This is a genomic window from Shewanella sp. SM73 (assembly GCF_025653795.1).
GTDB classification, from domain to species: Bacteria; Pseudomonadota; Gammaproteobacteria; order Enterobacterales; family Shewanellaceae; genus Shewanella; species Shewanella oncorhynchi.
Genome location: NZ_JAKKRY010000012.1, coordinates 54,800 through 72,388 on the forward strand (window position 1 = coordinate 54,800; position 17,589 = coordinate 72,388).

Genomic DNA, 17,589 nt, shown 5'->3' on the forward strand with positions numbered 1-17,589 from the left:
AGAGGACGCAATGAACAGACGCCAGTTTTTTAGACTGTGTGCTGCCGGAGCTGCCACCTCAGCAATTTCAGCGTTGGGATTGATGTCCGAAAAGGCCTATGCGGCCGTTCGAGAATTCAAACTCATTAGCGCGAAAGAAACCCGCAATAACTGCTGCTATTGCTCAGTGGGTTGCGGATTGCTGATGTACAGCAAAGGAAGTAACGGCAAAAACGCCGAACAAAGTATTTTCCATATCGAAGGGGATGCAGACCATCCAGTCAACCGCGGGGCCTTGTGTCCTAAGGGTGCTGGTCTAGTGGATTATGTGAACAGCCCTAATCGTCTTAAATATCCTGAGTACCGTGCGCCAGGCAGTAATGAATGGACTCGTATCAGCTGGACTGAAGCTTACCAACGCATCGCCCGTCTGATGAAGAATGACCGTGATGCTAACTTGATTGAAAAGAATTCTGCTGGGATGACGGTTAACCGTTGGCTTAGCACTGGGATGATGACCTCGTCGGCGATGCCGAATGAAGGCGGCTATATCACCCAGAAATTTGCACGGGCACTGGGCCTAGTTGCAATCGATACTATTGCGCGTAACTGACACTCTCCAACGGTAGCAAGTCTTGCTCCGACATTTGGACGTGGTGCCATGACCAACCACTGGATCGATATTAAAAACTCTAATTTGATCATTATTATGGGCGGTAATGCTGCAGAGGCTCACCCTGTCGGATTCGGCTGGGTTACAGAAGCTATGCAACATAACAACGCTAAACTTTTGGTGGTCGATCCTCGCTTCACCCGTAGCGCCGCTGTAGCCGATTACTATGCGCCGATCCGCTCGGGCACAGATATCGCCTTCCTGCTCGGGGTGATCCGCTATCTTATTGAAACTAAACAAGTGAACTACGACTATGTGAAGGCTTATACCAATGCCAGTTACATAGTGCGCGAAGACTTCTCCTTTAGTGAAGGTCTGTTCAGTGGTTTCGATGAAGAAACAGATAGCTACAATAAAGAGTCTTGGTACTACGAGTTAGACGAACAGGGTTACGCGAAAATCGATCCTAGCTTCGAACATCCACGCTGTGTGTGGAACTTAATGAAGCAACATGTTGAACGCTATGACTTTGAAACAGTAAGCAATATTACCGGTACGCCGATTGCGGACTATGAGATCGTTTGCCAACAAATTGGTAGCACTCATACCCACGATAGAGCCGCGACCTTTATGTATGCCTTAGGTTGGACTCACCACAGTAAAGGGGCGCAGAACATTCGCTCTATGGCCATGGTGCAGTTGCTGCTGGGTAACATTGGGGTGTTGGGCGGTGGTGTTAACGCTCTGCGCGGACACTCGAACGTGCAAGGCGCGACCGATATGGGTTTATTGTGTCAAAGCTTGCCCGGTTACCTCAAGTTACCGAACGAAAAAGACATTAATCTTAAAACCTATCTCCACAACTATACCCCTGTCGCTCTGCGTCCGGGTCAAACCAACTATTGGCAAAATTACCCTAAATTCTTTGTTTCGCAAATGAAGAGTTTTTGGGGCGATAACGCCACGGTTGAAAATGACTTTGGTTATGACTGGTTGCCGAAATGGGACAAGCAGTACGACTTTACTAAACACTTAGATATGGCTTTCCACGGCGAAGTGAATGGCTACATTATCCAAGGTGTTAACGCCATTAACTCTATGCCAAACCGTAATAAGGTACTCAAAGCCTTGAGTAATCTTAAATACATGGTGGTGTTGGATGCCTTGGCAACGGAAACTGCAACCTTCTGGCAAAATGCCGATGGCTTCAATGAAGTCAATCCCGCTGAAATCATGACGGAAGTGTTCCGTTTACCTACGACGTGTTTTGCCGAGGAAGAAGGTTCCATCGTCAACTCTGGCCGTTGGATGCAGTGGCATTGGAAGGGAGCTAACCCGCCGGGTGAAGCCAAGCCAGATGCTGAGATTCTCTCTGGCGTCTTAATGGCAATGCGTGAACTGTACAAACAAGAGGGCGGTAAGCTGCCTGAACCAGTGCACGCGATGAGCTGGAATTACCACAATCCTCACTCACCGCACGCTGAAGAAATCGCTCGCGAGCTTAACGGTAAGGATCTCGTGACTCAACGTCAGCTCAGTAGTTTTGCTGAACTGAAAGCTGATGGTAGTACCGCCAGCGCCTGTTGGATTTATGCGGGTTCTTGGACCGAAGAAGGCAACTTGATGGCTCGCCGTGACAACCATGATCCTTCCGGTAAAGGTGTTACTCCGGGTTGGGCATTTGCTTGGCCAGCAAACCGTCGTGTGCTGTATAACCGCGCTTCTTGCGATATCAACGGCAAACCTTGGGATCCAAAACGCACTATCGTCGAGTGGGTTGACGGTAAGTGGCACGGTATCGATGTGGGCGACTTCAATATGAAGTTAACACCACAGGAATCCGCTGGCCCCTTCATCATGCAACCCGAAGGTGTGGGTCGTTTCTTCGCCCTTAAATTATTGGCCGAAGGTCCGTTCCCTGAGCACTACGAGCCGATGGAGTCGCCTATTGGGTTGAACCCGTTACACAAGGTCACCAGTAACCCTGCGGTACGTATGTTACCGGGTGTGAAGGAAACCTTAGGTTCCCATAAGGACTTCCCTTATGTGGCAACTACTTACTGTGTAACTGAACACTTTAACTTCTGGTCTACGCATGCTCGTTTAGCTGCGATTTCTATGCCTGAAACCTTCGTTGAAATCGATGAAATGTTAGCGGCAGAAAAAGGTATCGCCAATGGGGATTGGGTCACTGTCAGCTCTAAACGCGGCAGCATTGAAACCAAAGCCTTAGTGACTAAACGGCTACAGCCGTTAAAGGTAAATGGCCAGTTAGTCCATACCGTCGGGTTACCCCGTCACGGCAGCCATAATGCACTCACTCGTAAGAGTTACTCCTGTAACGTACTCACCACGGAAGTGGGGGATGCAAATACACAGGTGCCTGAGTTCAAAGCATTTTTGGTTAACATCACTAAAGCGGAGGGGATCTGATTATGGCATCACAAGACATTATCCGCCGCTCCGGTACTTCAGCGGTGACGCCTGCGGCAAAGGGGCGTAATTCGTCAGAAAAGGTCGCTAAGCTGTTCGACGCCACTAAGTGTAATGGCTGTAAAGCCTGCCAAGTGGCGTGTTCTGAGTGGAATGATTTACGGGAAGAGGTGGGCACCTTCCAAGGCAGTTACCAAAACCCTATGTCGCTATCGGGCCAATGTTGGACCCTGATGGAGTTCCATGAGGTGATGGAAAGCAACAAGCTGCGTTGGCAATTTACCCACTCGGCCTGTATGCACTGTGCTGACCCTGCCTGCTTAACGGCCTGTTCGACCTCGGGCGCGATTATCCAGCACGCCAATGGTGTGGTGGACTTCGATTCGGACAAATGTATCGGCTGCGGTTATTGCGCCAGTGCTTGTCCCTTTGATGTGCCCAAAATCGATCCTAAGGATAACAAGGCCTACAAGTGCACTATGTGCTCTGACCGTTTGGCTGTGGGATTGGAACCTTCCTGCGTTAAGTCATGTACCACAGGGGCGCTGCGTTTTGGCACCCGTGAGGACATGTTGTTCTACTCGCAAAAACGGGTCGAAGAACTGAAGGAAAAGGGCTTTGCTAAGGCAGGACTTTATAACCCTGAGGGTGTAGGTGGCACGGGTATGATGATGATATTGCACGATATCGAGCAGCCCGAAAGCTACAACATGCCCGATAACCCGCAGATCCCACTGTCACTCACTCTGTGGCAGGACTGGGTCAAACCTTTAGGCACTATGGGCATTCTTGCCACTGCCGCCGTCGCTTGTCTGCATAAGATCACCGTCGGTCGCAACATAGTCGAAGAAGACCAACCGGGTTATCAACCGCCAGAGGAAGAGGCTAAGCAGGAAGAGGGGGCCGACAAATGAGCAAGCATGATAAGCAAGAAATGATAGTGCGTCACAAGCTGTTCGATCGCATCTGTCATTGGTTCATTGTGGCGGTTGGCCTAGTGACATTTCTCACTGGCTTTTCCTTCTTCTATCCATCGTTTCAATGGCTTGGGGCGATAGCGGGCACACCGCAATTGGCGAAGTTTATTCATCCCATTGCGGGCTTGATGATGTGCTTACCTCTGATGTTGATGTTGGTGCGTTACTACAAACACAACAAATGGGAAAAGCACGACCTCGCTTGGATGCTCGCCATTAAGGATGTGATGTTCGAGAACGAGGAGAAAATCCCGCCTATCGGCCATTACAACCCTGGGCAAAAGGTATTGTTTCGCGCCTTCGTGCTGACATCTATCACTTTAACGGTGACGGGAATCATCATGTGGCAGCCTTACTTTGCGCCCTATTTCTCAGCCACTGTGGTGGGTTGGGCCATTCTGTTGCACGCCATTTGTGCGCTCATCATGTTGATTTTTGTGATGGTGCATTTCTGGATGGCGACATGGGTGGAAGGGTCGGTTACAGGCATGCTTTACGGCAAAGTCTCTAAGGCTTGGTGCCGCAAACATCACCCTGTGATGTTGGATGAACATTCGGACGTGGAGAAACATTAATGAGTCATACAGCCGAGATACCTCTGGCCCAAGGCAACGAATCGCCGCTGGAACTTAAACCGTTAAAAGCGGCAGATCCCCAAGCTGTGTATCACAGAAGGGCGCAACGTTTGCTGTCATTGGCCAAGGACTCGCCGCTGGCTGATTACTTTGAGCTATGTCGCCGTTTGGTCTCTATACAGGCCAGGTTAGCGCAGGAGGCTGACTTCGGTAAGCTTCTCGCTTGGGGGAAAGATGAGGCGACTCCGCTTTCCCTGTTGGGCTCAGAGGCAGATAGCTATTGGCAAGGACTGCTACAGCAACTGTTAAGTGATTTGTTGCCGCAGGTGGATGAATCCATAGCTCGGGTAGTGCGTTTGTTGATGCAGCAATCACCCGAGCAACTGAGTTCGTGGGGGCGTTCACTACGCCAAGGGCATGTCAGTGAAGTGCCTGCCCGTTTTAGCTTATTCATCTGGGCGGCGATGGGCGTTTATTGGTCGCATTGGGCACCTATGGTCATCAAGCGGATGGATCCGTGCAAGGTGGCGCAGCAGAGTATGTGTCCCGTGTGTGGATGTCATCCCGTGGCGAGTGTGATTGTCGATCAGCCTCGAGCTGGTTTGCGCTATCTACATTGCAGTCTGTGCGAGAGCGAATGGCATTACATTCGCGCCCATTGCACCAGTTGCGGTCAGGACAAAGAGATGACGATTTGGTCGCTAGATGATGCCAAGGCTCAAGTGCGGATCGAAAGCTGCGATGAATGTCATGGCTATACCAAGATGATGTTCGTCGAGAAGTCACCTTCTATGGATGTGGCGGCAGACGATCTCGCGACCTTGATGTTAGACAGTGAGCTAAATGCTAAGGGCTTTGGTGCAACAACACTGAACCCACTGCTACTGGCCCACGAAACCACGTAAGCCACATAGCTTAAACAAATGCGGGAGGGAGTCGGGTTGCTGATCCCTTCCTGCTTTTTATAAACCAATGGCAATAATATAAACAAAATGACACAGATGATGACCCAAGCACCTGAAACACTACAAGTTCTGTACCGAGCTTTGCCTTCAATGGATAGCCTACTTGCAGAGCCTAGTTTTGTGGTATTGCAGCAGTCCTACGGCAAAGCGGCGGTAAAGGCCGCACTGGATACCCAGTTAAAGGCGGCGCGCAGCTTAATCGGCCGCGAGCACCGTTTGCCGACATGGTGTGGCGATCTTGCGCAATTGCACAGATGTTTGGTTGATCAACTGTCTAATGATTACAGCCACAGCTTAAAACCTGTGTGGAATCTCACTGGCACCATATTGCATACCAATCTTGGCCGAGCGCAGCAGTCAGAAGCGGCAATTCGAGCTGTCATTTCTGTTATGCGCTACCCCACACCGCTGGAGTTTGAGCTTGCGGCTGGTGAACGTGGTCACAGGGATAATGCAATCAGTGCTTTAATCCAGCGCTTAACGGGTGCCGAGACTTGTTGTGTCGTGAATAACAATGCCGCAGCTGTGTTGTTGATGCTGTCAGCGGTGGCTGCGGGGAAAGAAGTCATAGTCTCCCGTGGTGAGTTGGTGGAAATTGGCGGCGCGTTTCGCATCCCTGACATTATGCGCCAAGCGGGTTGCACCTTAGTCGAGGTCGGCAGCACCAATCGGACTCACCTTAAGGATTATGAGCAGGCCATTACTGAAAATACCGCTGCGATAATGAAGGTCCACACCAGTAATTATCATATCAGTGGTTTTACTGCCGCAGTGGAGGAGGCAAGGCTGGGTCAGTTATGCCGTGAGCGTGGCATATCACTCATTTCAGATCTTGGCAGCGGTTCACTTACTGATCTGCGCCGCTTTGGTCTAAAGCAAGAACCTACGCCCCAAGCCATGCTAGCCGATGGAGTCGATCTAGTCAGTTTTTCCGGCGATAAACTATTGGGTGGCCCTCAGTCTGGTTTGATCGTTGGCAAACAGTCGCTGATTAAGCAGTTACAGAGTCATCCACTAAAGCGCGCCCTGCGTTGCGATAAGCTGATTTTGGCGGCGTTAGAAGCGACATTGATCCACTATCTTAACCCTGAAACCTTAGACATTGAGCTGCCTATTATGGCGAAATTTGCCCGTAGCCAAGAGACGTTATGGCAGATTGGTCGTCGCTTACAGCAAGCTTTGGTTCCACATTTTGAACCTTGTTATCGCATTGAGTTAGTCGAGTGCCAAACACAGGTCGGCAGTGGCTCACAGCCCGATACTTTTTTACCCTCAGTGGCGCTGTGTTTTACCGCACTCAATGGCGGTAGTTTAAGTTTGTTAGAACAACAATTTAAGCAGGCGGCACGGCCTATCATAGGTCGCATGAGTCAGGACCAACTCAGATTAGATCTGCGCGGTCTTGATAGTGAAGCCGAACTCCTCGCCGAGTTGAGCACTTTAGGTGTGCAGTTGTGATCATTGTGACTGCGGGTCATGTCGATCATGGCAAGAGTACGCTTATTCGCGCTTTGACTGGGATGAATACCGATCGTCTGCCGGAGGAAAAACGCCGCGGTATGACGATCGATCTTGGCTATGCATTTATGCTACTTCGAGATGGTTCGCGCCTTGCTTTTATTGATGTGCCCGGCCACGAAAAATTTATCAACAACATGCTGGTGGGCGTGAGTCATGCTCGACACGCCCTGTTAGTGATGGCCTGTGACGATGGCGTAATGCCGCAAACCCGTGAGCATTTGCAAATTCTTGCGCTATTACCTTTGCACAGTTTGACCTTAGTGCTAACTAAGCGGGATTTAGTTGATAGTGGCACGGCGGCACAGCTTGTCGCCGATGGACTCACTTTGCTCGCCGAGTATGGCATTGAGGCCAGTGGTGTTTTTGAAGTGTCGGCGAATGGCACCGCCGACTTAGCATCCAATGGTGTGGCGGCGCTGAAGGCGCATATTCTTGATTTAGGTGAGCAAGAGTCAAAGCGGGCGGAGGATGCCAGCAGCTTTAGGATGACGCTCGATCGCGCCTTTAGTGTGAAAGGTGCGGGTTGTGTCGTGACTGGCACAGTGATCAGCGGCAGCGTATGCGTGGGGGATAGTCTTTTTAGCTCAGGGCAAAAGGCCAAACTCAGAGTGCGAGGCATACATTGTCAGGGACAAGAAGCCCAAAGGGCTGTCACGGGTACACGCGTAGCACTCAATTTAACGGGTGTCGATAACCATAGGGAGCCAGAGCGTGGCGATTGGCTGAGCAGTTTGCCTCAAGCGGAGCTCTGTAGCCGCCCTGTAGTGCACATTCGAGCCTTCGATTTTTTAGGCTGTGAGCCATTAGTGCATTGGCAAAATGTCCACTGTCATCATGGCGCTGATCATACTTTAGGTCGAGTTTCCCTGTTAAATGAAGCTGATGAAGAAGGCTTCTGTCTGGCGGAGTTAGTACTCGAAAAGCCACTACTCCTATGTCAGAACGATCGAATTGTCCTGCGACACATTGGAGGTAAACAGACTTTAGGTGCGGGGCGAGTGTTGGCGCTGAAAGTCCCTAATCGTAAGAAACGTACACCTGAACGAGTCGCGAGATTACTGCAATTAGCACGCTTGGATAATCCTGCCCATGTGGTGGCTTTACTCGGCCAAACTCAGGCGCTAGAGCTTGATGAAATCGCGTGGCGTTGGCAATTAACCGACGAAGGGCTGGCAATGCTGTTAGCCCAAGCGGGTTTAGTTCGTTTTGGGGCATTTGCTATAGCGACAAGTTTACTTGAGCAAGAAAAACAACAGTTTATTACTTTACTTAGCGAGTTCCATCAACAGCATCCCGACCAACTTGGGCTTGGGCGTAATCGCCTGCAACGCATGAGCCATAGCGCTTTGCCGCCCGAATTAGCCAATAAAGTGCTCGACACGCTTTGCCAAGAAGGTCGCATGGTGCTGCGTGGCGCCCTGTTGCAATTGGCCGAGCACAAAATAGTGCTAGATGCTGAGGCGCAGCATTGTTGGCAGGCACTTGCGCCTTGGCTTGCCGAGCAAACCGCCCCCGTGTGGGTCACCGAAATGGGCGAATACCTTGAGCTTGAACCTGCCAAATTAAGGCTGCTGTGTTTCCGGCTGGTGCAGCAGGGATTTATTACTGCTGTGGTGAAGGACAGATATTTGCTCAGCGAGCAAATCTGTTACTACGCCAGCTTAGTACGTACTCATATTGCAGAACACGGCAAGCTCGAAACGGCAGAATTTAAAGACATGGTTGGGCTTGGGCGTAAGGTGAGTATTCAACTGCTTGAGTTCTTTGACAGAAGTGGTTTTACCCGTAGGAAGTATCGCAGTAATAGCCGAGAAGTTCGGGATGCGGAGTTGTTTTTTTCCCATGAGAATTGGCGGAAGAACATAGGAGTCGAACCTACCCAGGACTGCTGGCAGCCCTACCCGGATTTGAAATCCGGACGCCTCACCGGAGACGACGTTCTTCCAATAGAAGACCTAGGGATAGTAGAAAATGCGTAAAGATGATTCAAGGCGATTCTTATTTAGTTTATGGGTTTGTGATACAAGTCTTAAATTGTCATCAAACTAATTGTTTTTATTTGGTTTTATAGTTTTAAAGGGGCGCTATGGAATATCATTCACATGAAGTGGTGACAGAAAGAAACGTGATCTTGTTAGAACATGGGCACGCATCTGAGCTGACAGACTACTTAGCTAATGAAGTGCGGGTCGCACTGGTCTATAACGGCATAGCGCATACCGTGATGTTGGCGAGTCCTCAAGATTTAGAAGCCTTCGCTATTGGTTTTACGTTATCTGAACGTATCGTTTCCCATATCAATGATATCAAAGGGGTGGAGCTCGAGTTCACCAGTGAAGGCGTGTTGATCCAAGTGGAAATCAACCAACGATGCTTTATGGAACTCAAGCAACAAAGGCGCAATATGGCAGGACGCACAGGTTGTGGATTGTGCGGCGTCGCCCAGCTCGAAGAGGCCGTTAAGCCTGTGATGCGGGTGGACTCAGATGCCAGATTCGATATCGAACACTTACAGGTTGCACTTGGGCAAATTCAAGATAATCAACAACATTTTAAGCTGACGGGTGCCACTCATGCGGCCATGGGGCTTAACCATCAAGGACAGATCATCGCCGCCTATGAGGATATAGGCAGGCATATCGCACTAGACAAGCTAATTGGCGCCTTTTCCGCTCACAATGTGGAACGTCCAGTGGCCGTATTGCTCACCAGTCGCGCGAGTTTTGAGATGGTGCAAAAGGCCGCTAGTGCCAATATCCAAATTCTGTTTGCTATGTCCGCCGTGACTTCACTGGCGTTGGAATTAGCAGAGAAAAGCAATATCACGCTTATCGGTTTTTGCCGTAATGGCAGGGCAACGCTTTACACCCACGGTTATCGCCTGTTGGGGCAGCAGTGTGTCAGCTTAGCTAAAGCCATTTAAGCGTGAGGCCACTTGAGATTGAAGTTGTCGAACGACTTCAATCATTCTGGCACACAGGTTATAAGCGCATTGCGCTTATTTTTTATAGTCTCGTTCATTAGGGTAATGACATGACATGGCAACAATTTAAACAAGAATATTTAGTCCGTTTTTGGGCGCCTATGCCAGCGGTTATCGCTGCGGGTATCCTTTCTACTTACTATTTTGGTTTGACCGGAACCTTCTGGGCTGTTACTGGGGAATTCACTCGTTGGGGTGGTCATTTACTGCAGTTTTTAGGTGCAGAGCCTGAAACCTGGGGTTATTTCAAAGTGATAGGTCTGCAGGGCTCTCCTCTAGATCGTATCGACGGCATGATGATTATCGGTATGTTTGGTGGTTGTATTGCCGCTGCGCTTTGGGCCAATAACGTCAAACTGCGTATGCCACAGAGCCGTATCCGTATTGCTCAGGCACTGATCGGCGGCATTATTGCTGGCTTTGGTGCCCGTTTAGCTATGGGTTGTAACCTTGCCGCCTTCTTCACGGGTATTCCTCAGTTCTCTTTACATGCTTGGTTCTTTGCTTTGGCGACGGCGGCAGGTTCTTACTTTGGTGCAAGATTTACCTTACTGCCGATGTTCCGTATTCCGATAAAACTGAAAAAGGTAAATAAAGCGACTTCAATCAAGCAGGACGAAAACCAAGCTAGACGTCGTTTCCGCATCGGTATGTTGGTGTTTGTAGGCATCGTCGGTTGGGGGTTGTTGACTATGTTCAATGCGCCAAAACTCGGCATTGCTATGCTCTGTGGTGTTGGTTTTGGTTTATTAATCGAACGGGCCCAAATCTGCTTTACCTCAGCGTTCCGCGATATGTGGATCACTGGTCGTACTCACATGGCGAAGGCGATTATCTTAGGCATGGCGGTCAGTGCGATAGGTATTTACAGCTATGTGCAACTGGGTGTGCCACCTAAGATCATGTGGGCTGGCCCTAATGCGGTGATCGGCGGCTTACTGTTTGGTTTTGGTATTGTACTGGCTGGTGGTTGTGAAACGGGTTGGATGTATCGTGCAGTCGAAGGCCAAGTGCATTTCTGGTGGGTGGGCTTAGGTAACGTGTTGGGTTCAACCTTACTGGCGTATTACTGGGATGATATCGCTCAGCCATTAGCAACGAACTGGGACAAAGTTAATTTACTGACCAGCTTTGGCGATAAAGGCGGATTATTGCTGACCTATGTGCTGCTGGGGCTCTCCTTTGGCGCTATGTTGCTGTGGGAAAAACGTTTCTTTGCTCGTAAGGCGAAGCGTGATGAACAATTGCTAGCGGAGGCGGCGTAATGGCTCAATATATTCCAGATTATCAACTCGATATGGTGGGTGAACCTTGCCCTTATCCCGCAGTGGCTACCCTTGAGGCTATGCCAAAGTTAAAGCCCGGTGAAATTCTCGAGGTGATTAGTGACTGCCCGCAGTCTATTAACAACATTCCCCTTGACGCTAAAAATCATGGTTATAAAGTGCTGGAAATTGAGCAGAATGGTCCGACTATTCGTTATCTGATCCAGCGTTGAGGATAGGACTATGTTGACTATTCTCAGTGGCTTAAGTATTGGCTTAGCCATGGGGTTTGTGATGCAAAGGGGGAGATTTTGTATGGCGGGCGGGATCCGCGATACCTATCTGCAACGGGACTTTACCATGGTGATCGCTATTTTGATTGCCATCAGCATCCAAAGTCTAGGGCTGTTCCTGTTTTACGAATGGGGTTGGGTTAAATTGCCAGAAGGGCATTTCCCTTGGTTGGCAACCTTAGTCGGTGGTGTATTGTTTGGTGTGGGTATGGCAGCAGCGGGAAGCTGCTCCACTGGCGCCTATTACCGCGCTGCCGAAGGGTTGGCTGCCAGTGTGATGGCCGTTCTCGGTTTTATTGCTGCCAGTAAATTAGTGCGTCTCGATGAGTTGAAAGGTCTACTTAAACCTTTTAAACAGCATCAACTTGAGGACCAAACGCTCTATCAAACTCTGGGCGTTTCCCCTTGGGTGATCGTGCTTGTCCTCGTATTACTCACATTGTGGTTGGCATTGGGTTATCTCAAACGCCGCAAACGTCCGGTTGCACTGATGGCACCCCGTAAAACGGGTTTAGCTCATTGGTTGTTTGAAGCGCGCTGGCATCCCTTTGTAAGTGCTTTGCTGATTGGTTTACTGGCGCTACTTGCATGGCCTGCAAGTCTTGAAAGTGGCCGTGTAGGCAGTGTTGGGATCAGTGGCCCGAGTGCGCAGTTATGGGATTTTGTCACCACAGGTAACACTAAGTTCTTTAGTTGGCCGGGATATTTTCTCTTGGGATTATTTGTAGGTGCCTTTATCGCTGCCCGGGGCAGTGCTGAGCAGCGCTGGCGCTACCCAGGTCATAAAGTAGTGTTATTTGGGTTTGTTGGTGGCCTGTTGATGGGCGTGGGGAGCGGGCTTGCCGGAGGTTGCATGCTTGGTAATGCGCTCGTTGGCACGGCTTACTTGTCGTGGCAAGGCTGGCTATTTATCCCTGCTATTTTATTTGGCAGTTGGTGTTTTAACTATTTTGCGCTACTGAGGCCAATGCGTCTTGCGCAGATTTAACGTTTATAAAGGAGCTGTATATGGAACAGTATCTCGACACAACGGGTAAGCTATGCCCTTTTCCTTTAATTGAGTTACAACGCTTAATTGCGAGTCTTGAGACTGGCGATAAAGTGGTACTGGATTACGATTGTGGCCAAGCAACTGAGAATATTCCCCGCTGGGCGGCTGAAGCTGGGCATGAGGTGACACACTTTGCCCAGAAGGGCGATGCTGCTTGGACTATGACGATTCAAAAAGGCTAACTCGTCCTCAACTAAAAAGCGCTGCATTTGCAGCGCTTTTTGATCTTAGCCTTGGCAATCTACTGGCAAATATTCATCCGGAATACCGTTGCTGCTGCAAACCCAAGTGATATTATTTTGCTCATCAACTTGAGGCGATAGATAGACTTCATAGCCTTGATAATCCCCGAGTGCTTCGCTTCCTATAAAACCGACTATGCCATCTGTGTACAGATTAAATGTCGCAATCTGCTCGTCCGTGAGTCCAAGCACATCCAATTCGGTTGGCCAAGCTTTGTTGGTTTGATAGTAGCCGACTAAGATGTCAGTGATCGGTGCCAGTGCTTGATGTTGCTGGTCGATACTGGCGATGGCCAGTGCCGCATCGGGTACATTCAATGCTGCTGGTGTGGCTTCGGTCGTGGTTGGTGCCTCATAACTCGTGGTGGCACCCATTTTCTCTTGATAGTCCTTATACGCTGGCAACGCGACTGCTGCAGCAATACCAATAATCGCAGCGAAGATTATCAATCCACCGCCTGCTGTGCCTAAACGTGGCATAAAGAAGCTGAGTACATAGGCCCATGCACTGCGTGATGGCGGTGCATATTCCACTCCTTGTGCTTTGGCTTGGACTCTCGCCATGCGCTTGGTCAACCAAGGATAGCTGCCATTAAGCTCGTGCAGCGACATCCAAAAACCACTCGACTCACTGGCTTGGCGGATATATTGATCCACATTCATACGTTTCCATTGCTCGACACCAGCGGCTAACACAGCAACGGCATTTGTGGCTGAACGTAAGCTGTTGCAGCAACGTAATCCGTGGAGATCGCAGGTATATTCACAGGCGCGAGAATAAGCCGCACCCACTAAAGGTAACCAAGTGGCGAAGACTAAGAAGGGCGCTTTACCTATATGATTGCGGCGAATATGGCCTAACTCGTGGCCGATATAGAAGTTGAGCGCATCTTTATCTGACTCAAGCGCATCCACAATCGATGAAAATAGCACTATATAGTTGCGACCGAGGAAGCGTGTCGCCAGTGCGTTTAACATGCCATCAGCTGCCAATAAGTAAGCGCGTGGTGGCTCGCGCATTTCTAAACGTTCGCAACACGCTAAATATTGTTTATGTAATTCAGGAAATTGCTCTGCATTGATTTCGACAGCCGTGCCTTTTAAGTAGCTGATAAAGGCGGAGTGGCTAAAGAGATAAATAATGAAAAACATCAACACATAGAGCAGCGCCATGCCAAAAGTGCCTATGATCAATGCCGCCCAGACGATCCCAGAAATAATAGCTAACAGAGTGAACAGCGATTTTTCCTTCGAATAGACAATATCTGTCATTTGAATGGGATTCTCGTTCCCTGCGGTAATAACTTGTTCCATGTTGATCCTTTTCCTTGTGAAGAGACAAACGGCGTGAAAGTAGTCAATTTTACTCGAAAATTCAACCACTATCGTGTGCAAAGCAAAAAATTAACCGTTTTGACATTCAGTTTAATCAGCTATGCGCAAATTGGAGTAGGTCGATTTCATCAGGATTTTGTGGTTTTTTGGCGCTAGAGAGTCCGATTATGCAGGCGGACACAGATTGGTAAGTGGCTCTTAGTCTCTGGGCATTTTCCTCGCAGCGCACTAGAATTAGGTGTTTTCGCAGCATATCGGCTGAGGGTTAAGTCTTAAGTTAGAACCGAGATAAAAGTAAATCACATCACTATGAGTGCACTTTAAGGCATGGTTCTTCAAGGCATAGTGCTTTGAGTCAGGCTCGGTTAAGCCTATATAGGGTTAGCTATGGTAAGCGTTAAAACAAACCACAGAAATACAAAGGAATTGAGATGGCTAAGTTAACAAATAAGATGATAAGTAATCGATTGGGTTTCAAATGGTACTGTGCCGCAGGCGTGATGGTTAGCGCGTTAAGTGCGGGAGTAATGGCGGCTAATGCACCTTCTTTTGACTGCACGAAAGTGAATGCTGGCAGTATTGAAGACATGGTCTGTAAGGATGCGGGGCTGAACCAACTTGATAATCAGTTAGCTAAGGTTTATAGCCAAGCGCTTGAAAAAGCGAAGAATGAACAACCTCCTACTTTAAAGGCGATGCAACGTGGTTGGGTGAAAGGCCGTAATGAATGCTGGAAGAGCGACGATAAGCACGCGTGTATTGAATCTAGCTATCAAACCCGCATTGCCGAACTGCAGGCACAATATCGTTTAGTCGACATGACCGGCCCAGTGTTTTATGCCTGTGACGGCAATCCAGCTAACGAAGTGGTCGTGACTTATTTTAAAACCGAACCTGCAACCCTGGTTGCTGAACATGGTGATAGTACTTCATTAATGTTTGTGCAACCCAGCGGCAGCGGCGCTAAGTATCAAGGCCGCAATGAAAGCCTATGGGAACATCAAGGCGAAGCTAAAGTAGTTTGGGGCTACGAAGCACCAGAAATGACCTGTAAACTGGTGACCAAATAGGATTGATTTAAGGTCGCCATGAAACAAGCTCTCGTGCATATCGCCTTAGTCGTAAGAGATTACGATGAGGCGATTGATTTTTATGTGAATAAATTAAAATTCGAATTAGTTGAAGACACTTATCAAGCCGAGCAAGATAAGCGCTGGGTCGTTGTTGCCCCACCGGGTTCTAAGGGCGCTTCTATCTTGTTAGCGCGGGCGTCTAAACCTGAGCAGTTCGATTTTATCGGTAATCAGGCGGGTGGTCGGGTGTTTTTATTTTTAAATACCGATGACTTTTGGCGTGATTATCGCCGTATGGTCGCCGATGGCGTGGAGTTTGCGCGCGAGCCGCAAGAACAAGACTATGGCACAGTCGCTGTGTTTAAAGATCTCTACGGTAACTTATGGGATTTACTGCAATTGAACCCGAATCATGTCATGGCTAAGCGAATGAGTTAAGATTCAGTATTTCGTATGAATTACCGCGCAAGCTATTTAATGGGGTCAAACACTGGGAATACTCTTTGTGTTTGACCTCTGTTAAGTTCGTTTAAAATTCTCAGTTATTGATCATTTTTATTGGGAATTCACTGTAAATTTCAATTTATTCTTGTGTAACGGATAGATTTTATAATGGATCGGCCAATGCCATTATGTTTTTATTCAAAATTAAATATCTATCGAATAAATTATTCTTTGGTTTTTATAATTACCCATTCACTTTTTTCGTACTTTAGTATTTAACTCACATTTAAATTAATGAGCGTCAGTTTTTGTTGACAGTTTTATACGTCACTTATTTGCATAGGCGATTATTTTCACTTAGCTTCTTTAATGTTCTCTAGCGATAAAAATTTAGTCGTGAATATCATTACGTCTAAAGCAAGCTGGCATTTGAAAATAATATTTAATCTGAGTGACTTACTAAAGGAATCTGATAAGTATGAATTTTTTTAAAATACGTTGCACGGCATTATGGATAGGCCGCGCGTTAAGTATCTCCGCGATAGTAGCGTTACCATCGTTCGCATCTGATATGCCAACCAGTCAGTATCATATTGATGCAGAAGAAATGAAAATGGTAGATATGCCTAGTGTGTTACTGCCATTTAATAATCTGATGTTTTTATATGGCGTAGATGCATCGCAGTTTGATTTAGCTGACTTTATTTACGTCAATGTTCCTGACTTAATCGATAAAGAAGAGGCGATTACGCATTGGGCTGGATATTATAGTATTAACCCCAAAGTCATACTGACTTTGATGGAAATGCAATCTCAGTTAATTTCGTCTTCGACAGCTGAGGCGCTTAACCGACCTTTGGGAACATTATCGGATAAACAGGGTTTTGAGGAACAACTCCAAGATGTATTGGCTCAGCTATCACAACGTTTTTATGCCTATGAAGAGTCTCAATTAAAAGGCCTATACCCGCCAAGTACCGACGCAGTTAACGCATCGAGTTTCGCATTATTGGCTTTGTTAAACGGTCGTAGGATAGAGCAACAGCAACATGCCGTTATGACGGGTGAGCACGCTTTGGGATTGGACCCATTCATTGAGCAGTTTAGATTATTATTTGGCAATACTGACCGTGAGTTGTTAATGAGTTCCGTTGCTCAAAATCCGCCAGTAGCAGATTCGACTCAGTCGATGCAACAAGTCGTCCCATTGGCGAATATTACCGCGAGTAGTCTGCCACCCAGTAACATGCTGCAAATGCCTTGGCGACAGGGATATTCATGGCAATCCAATGGTGCTCATTCGCATACTGGGTCTGGCTATCCGCTATCATCAATCGATGTATCCTACGATTGGCCGCAATGGGGGAGTCCGACTTATTCGGTTGCTTCCGCACATGCTGGGACTGTCAATGTGTTGTCTCGCTGCCAAGTACGGGTGACAAATGCTAACGGTTGGGCGACTAACTATTATCATATGGATCAAATTACAGTGCGTAATGGTCAATATGTAAACCAGAATACCGTGATGGGCATTTATGCAAATAATAAAAATGCAGCCTTGTGTGAAGGTGGGAGTTCAACTGGGCCCCATTTGCATTTTTCTTTATTAAAGGATGGCCGCCATGTGTCGTTGCAAGATGTACATTTGGGGCAATATAGAATCAACATTGGTAGTTACAACTATGACAATAACTGTAGTCGTTTCAATCTGTTTGATGTAAGTAACAATCGTACAATGTGCGCTTGGGCGCCGCTGTATAATGCTGGAAGTCTCTAATCCATGATAGAAAGCCCCTCAATCGAGGGGCTGATATAATGCGAGGAAACCGTTGATCGATAA

General features: G+C 48.1%; 14 protein-coding genes, 1 tRNA gene and 1 pseudogene. 14 read left to right on the plus strand and 2 right to left on the minus strand.

The annotated features are described in order from the left end of the window. The first annotated feature begins 10 nt into the window (after positions 1 to 10). The 6 genes and pseudogenes from fdnG to selB all read left to right on the plus strand — a co-directional run. Positions 11 to 3,025, plus strand: a complete 3,015-nt coding sequence (gene fdnG, locus L5M51_RS16050; RefSeq protein ID WP_173496974.1) for a formate dehydrogenase-N subunit alpha — start codon at positions 11 to 13, stop codon at positions 3,023 to 3,025. Positions 3,026 to 3,027: 2 nt separating this feature from the next. After that, positions 3,028 to 3,939 carry a formate dehydrogenase subunit beta gene (fdxH, locus tag L5M51_RS16055; RefSeq protein ID WP_287480897.1) on the plus strand — a complete coding sequence of 304 codons (912 nt, stop codon included), beginning with the start codon at positions 3,028 to 3,030 and terminating at the stop codon, positions 3,937 to 3,939. After that, positions 3,936 to 4,577: a formate dehydrogenase subunit gamma gene (locus L5M51_RS16060; protein WP_011982054.1), complete on the plus strand. Its 642-nt coding sequence runs from the start codon at positions 3,936 to 3,938 to the stop codon at positions 4,575 to 4,577. Before fdxH ends, L5M51_RS16060 begins: the two co-directional genes overlap by 4 nt. Then, positions 4,577 to 5,482: a formate dehydrogenase accessory protein FdhE gene (gene fdhE, locus L5M51_RS16065; RefSeq protein WP_263173723.1), complete on the plus strand. Its 906-nt coding sequence runs from the start codon at positions 4,577 to 4,579 to the stop codon at positions 5,480 to 5,482. Before L5M51_RS16060 ends, fdhE begins: the two co-directional genes overlap by 1 nt. 96 nt (positions 5,483 to 5,578) lie before the next feature. Next, entirely contained in the window at positions 5,579 to 7,000 is a 1,422-nt protein-coding gene (gene selA, locus L5M51_RS16070; RefSeq protein ID WP_263173784.1) for an L-seryl-tRNA(Sec) selenium transferase, read from the plus strand. A gap of 5 nt (positions 7,001 to 7,005) precedes the next feature. Beyond that, positions 7,006 to 8,844, plus strand: a pseudogene (gene selB / locus L5M51_RS22845) (selenocysteine-specific translation elongation factor); the annotation flags it as partial. Positions 8,845 to 8,913: 69 nt separating this feature from the next. On the opposite strand, the gene L5M51_RS16080 reads toward selB, so the two are convergent. Further along, a tRNA-Sec gene (locus L5M51_RS16080) sits at positions 8,914 to 9,008 on the minus strand. A gap of 141 nt (positions 9,009 to 9,149) precedes the next feature. Here L5M51_RS16080 and fdhD point away from each other — a divergent pair. The 5 genes from fdhD to L5M51_RS16105 all read left to right on the plus strand — a co-directional run bounded on the left by fdhD (position 9,150) and on the right by L5M51_RS16105 (position 12,837). Next, positions 9,150 to 9,986 (plus strand): formate dehydrogenase accessory sulfurtransferase FdhD, encoded by an 837-nt coding sequence (gene fdhD, locus L5M51_RS16085; RefSeq protein WP_113941247.1) that lies wholly within the window; start codon positions 9,150 to 9,152, stop codon positions 9,984 to 9,986. A 110-nt stretch (positions 9,987 to 10,096) separates the two neighbouring features. Then, entirely contained in the window at positions 10,097 to 11,311 is a 1,215-nt protein-coding gene (yedE, locus tag L5M51_RS16090) for a selenium metabolism membrane protein YedE/FdhT (RefSeq protein WP_107946195.1), read from the plus strand. Continuing rightward, on the plus strand, positions 11,311 to 11,544 hold the full coding sequence (gene yedF / locus L5M51_RS16095) for a sulfurtransferase-like selenium metabolism protein YedF (protein ID WP_107946196.1): 234 nt from the start codon (positions 11,311 to 11,313) through the stop codon (positions 11,542 to 11,544). Before yedE ends, yedF begins: the two co-directional genes overlap by 1 nt. A 10-nt stretch (positions 11,545 to 11,554) precedes the next feature. After that, positions 11,555 to 12,592, plus strand: coding sequence for a YeeE/YedE family protein (locus L5M51_RS16100; protein ID WP_263173725.1), 1,038 nt, complete (start codon positions 11,555 to 11,557; stop codon positions 12,590 to 12,592). A gap of 20 nt (positions 12,593 to 12,612) precedes the next feature. Continuing rightward, complete coding sequence (locus L5M51_RS16105) at positions 12,613 to 12,837, plus strand: sulfurtransferase TusA family protein (protein ID WP_107946198.1); 225 nt, start codon at positions 12,613 to 12,615, stop codon at positions 12,835 to 12,837. 45 nt (positions 12,838 to 12,882) lie between these two features. Here the strand turns inward: L5M51_RS16105 and L5M51_RS16110 are convergent, their stop codons facing one another. Then, positions 12,883 to 14,211, minus strand: coding sequence for a M48 family metallopeptidase (locus L5M51_RS16110; RefSeq protein WP_168826895.1), 1,329 nt, complete (start codon positions 14,209 to 14,211; stop codon positions 12,883 to 12,885). Positions 14,212 to 14,663: 452 nt separating this feature from the next. Between L5M51_RS16110 and L5M51_RS16115 the strand changes: the two genes are divergently transcribed. The 3 genes from L5M51_RS16115 (at position 14,664) to L5M51_RS16125 (ending at position 17,526) form a co-directional block, all read left to right on the plus strand. After that, positions 14,664 to 15,302 (plus strand): MliC family protein, encoded by a 639-nt coding sequence (locus L5M51_RS16115; protein WP_263173727.1) that lies wholly within the window; start codon positions 14,664 to 14,666, stop codon positions 15,300 to 15,302. Positions 15,303 to 15,320: 18 nt separating this feature from the next. After that, positions 15,321 to 15,743 carry a VOC family protein gene (locus tag L5M51_RS16120; RefSeq protein ID WP_006083714.1) on the plus strand — a complete coding sequence of 141 codons (423 nt, stop codon included), beginning with the start codon at positions 15,321 to 15,323 and terminating at the stop codon, positions 15,741 to 15,743. Positions 15,744 to 16,227: 484 nt separating this feature from the next. Further along, a complete protein-coding gene (locus L5M51_RS16125; RefSeq protein WP_263173729.1) occupies positions 16,228 to 17,526 on the plus strand; it encodes a M23 family metallopeptidase in 1,299 nt (432 codons plus the stop codon). Positions 17,527 to 17,589 lie beyond the last annotated feature (63 nt).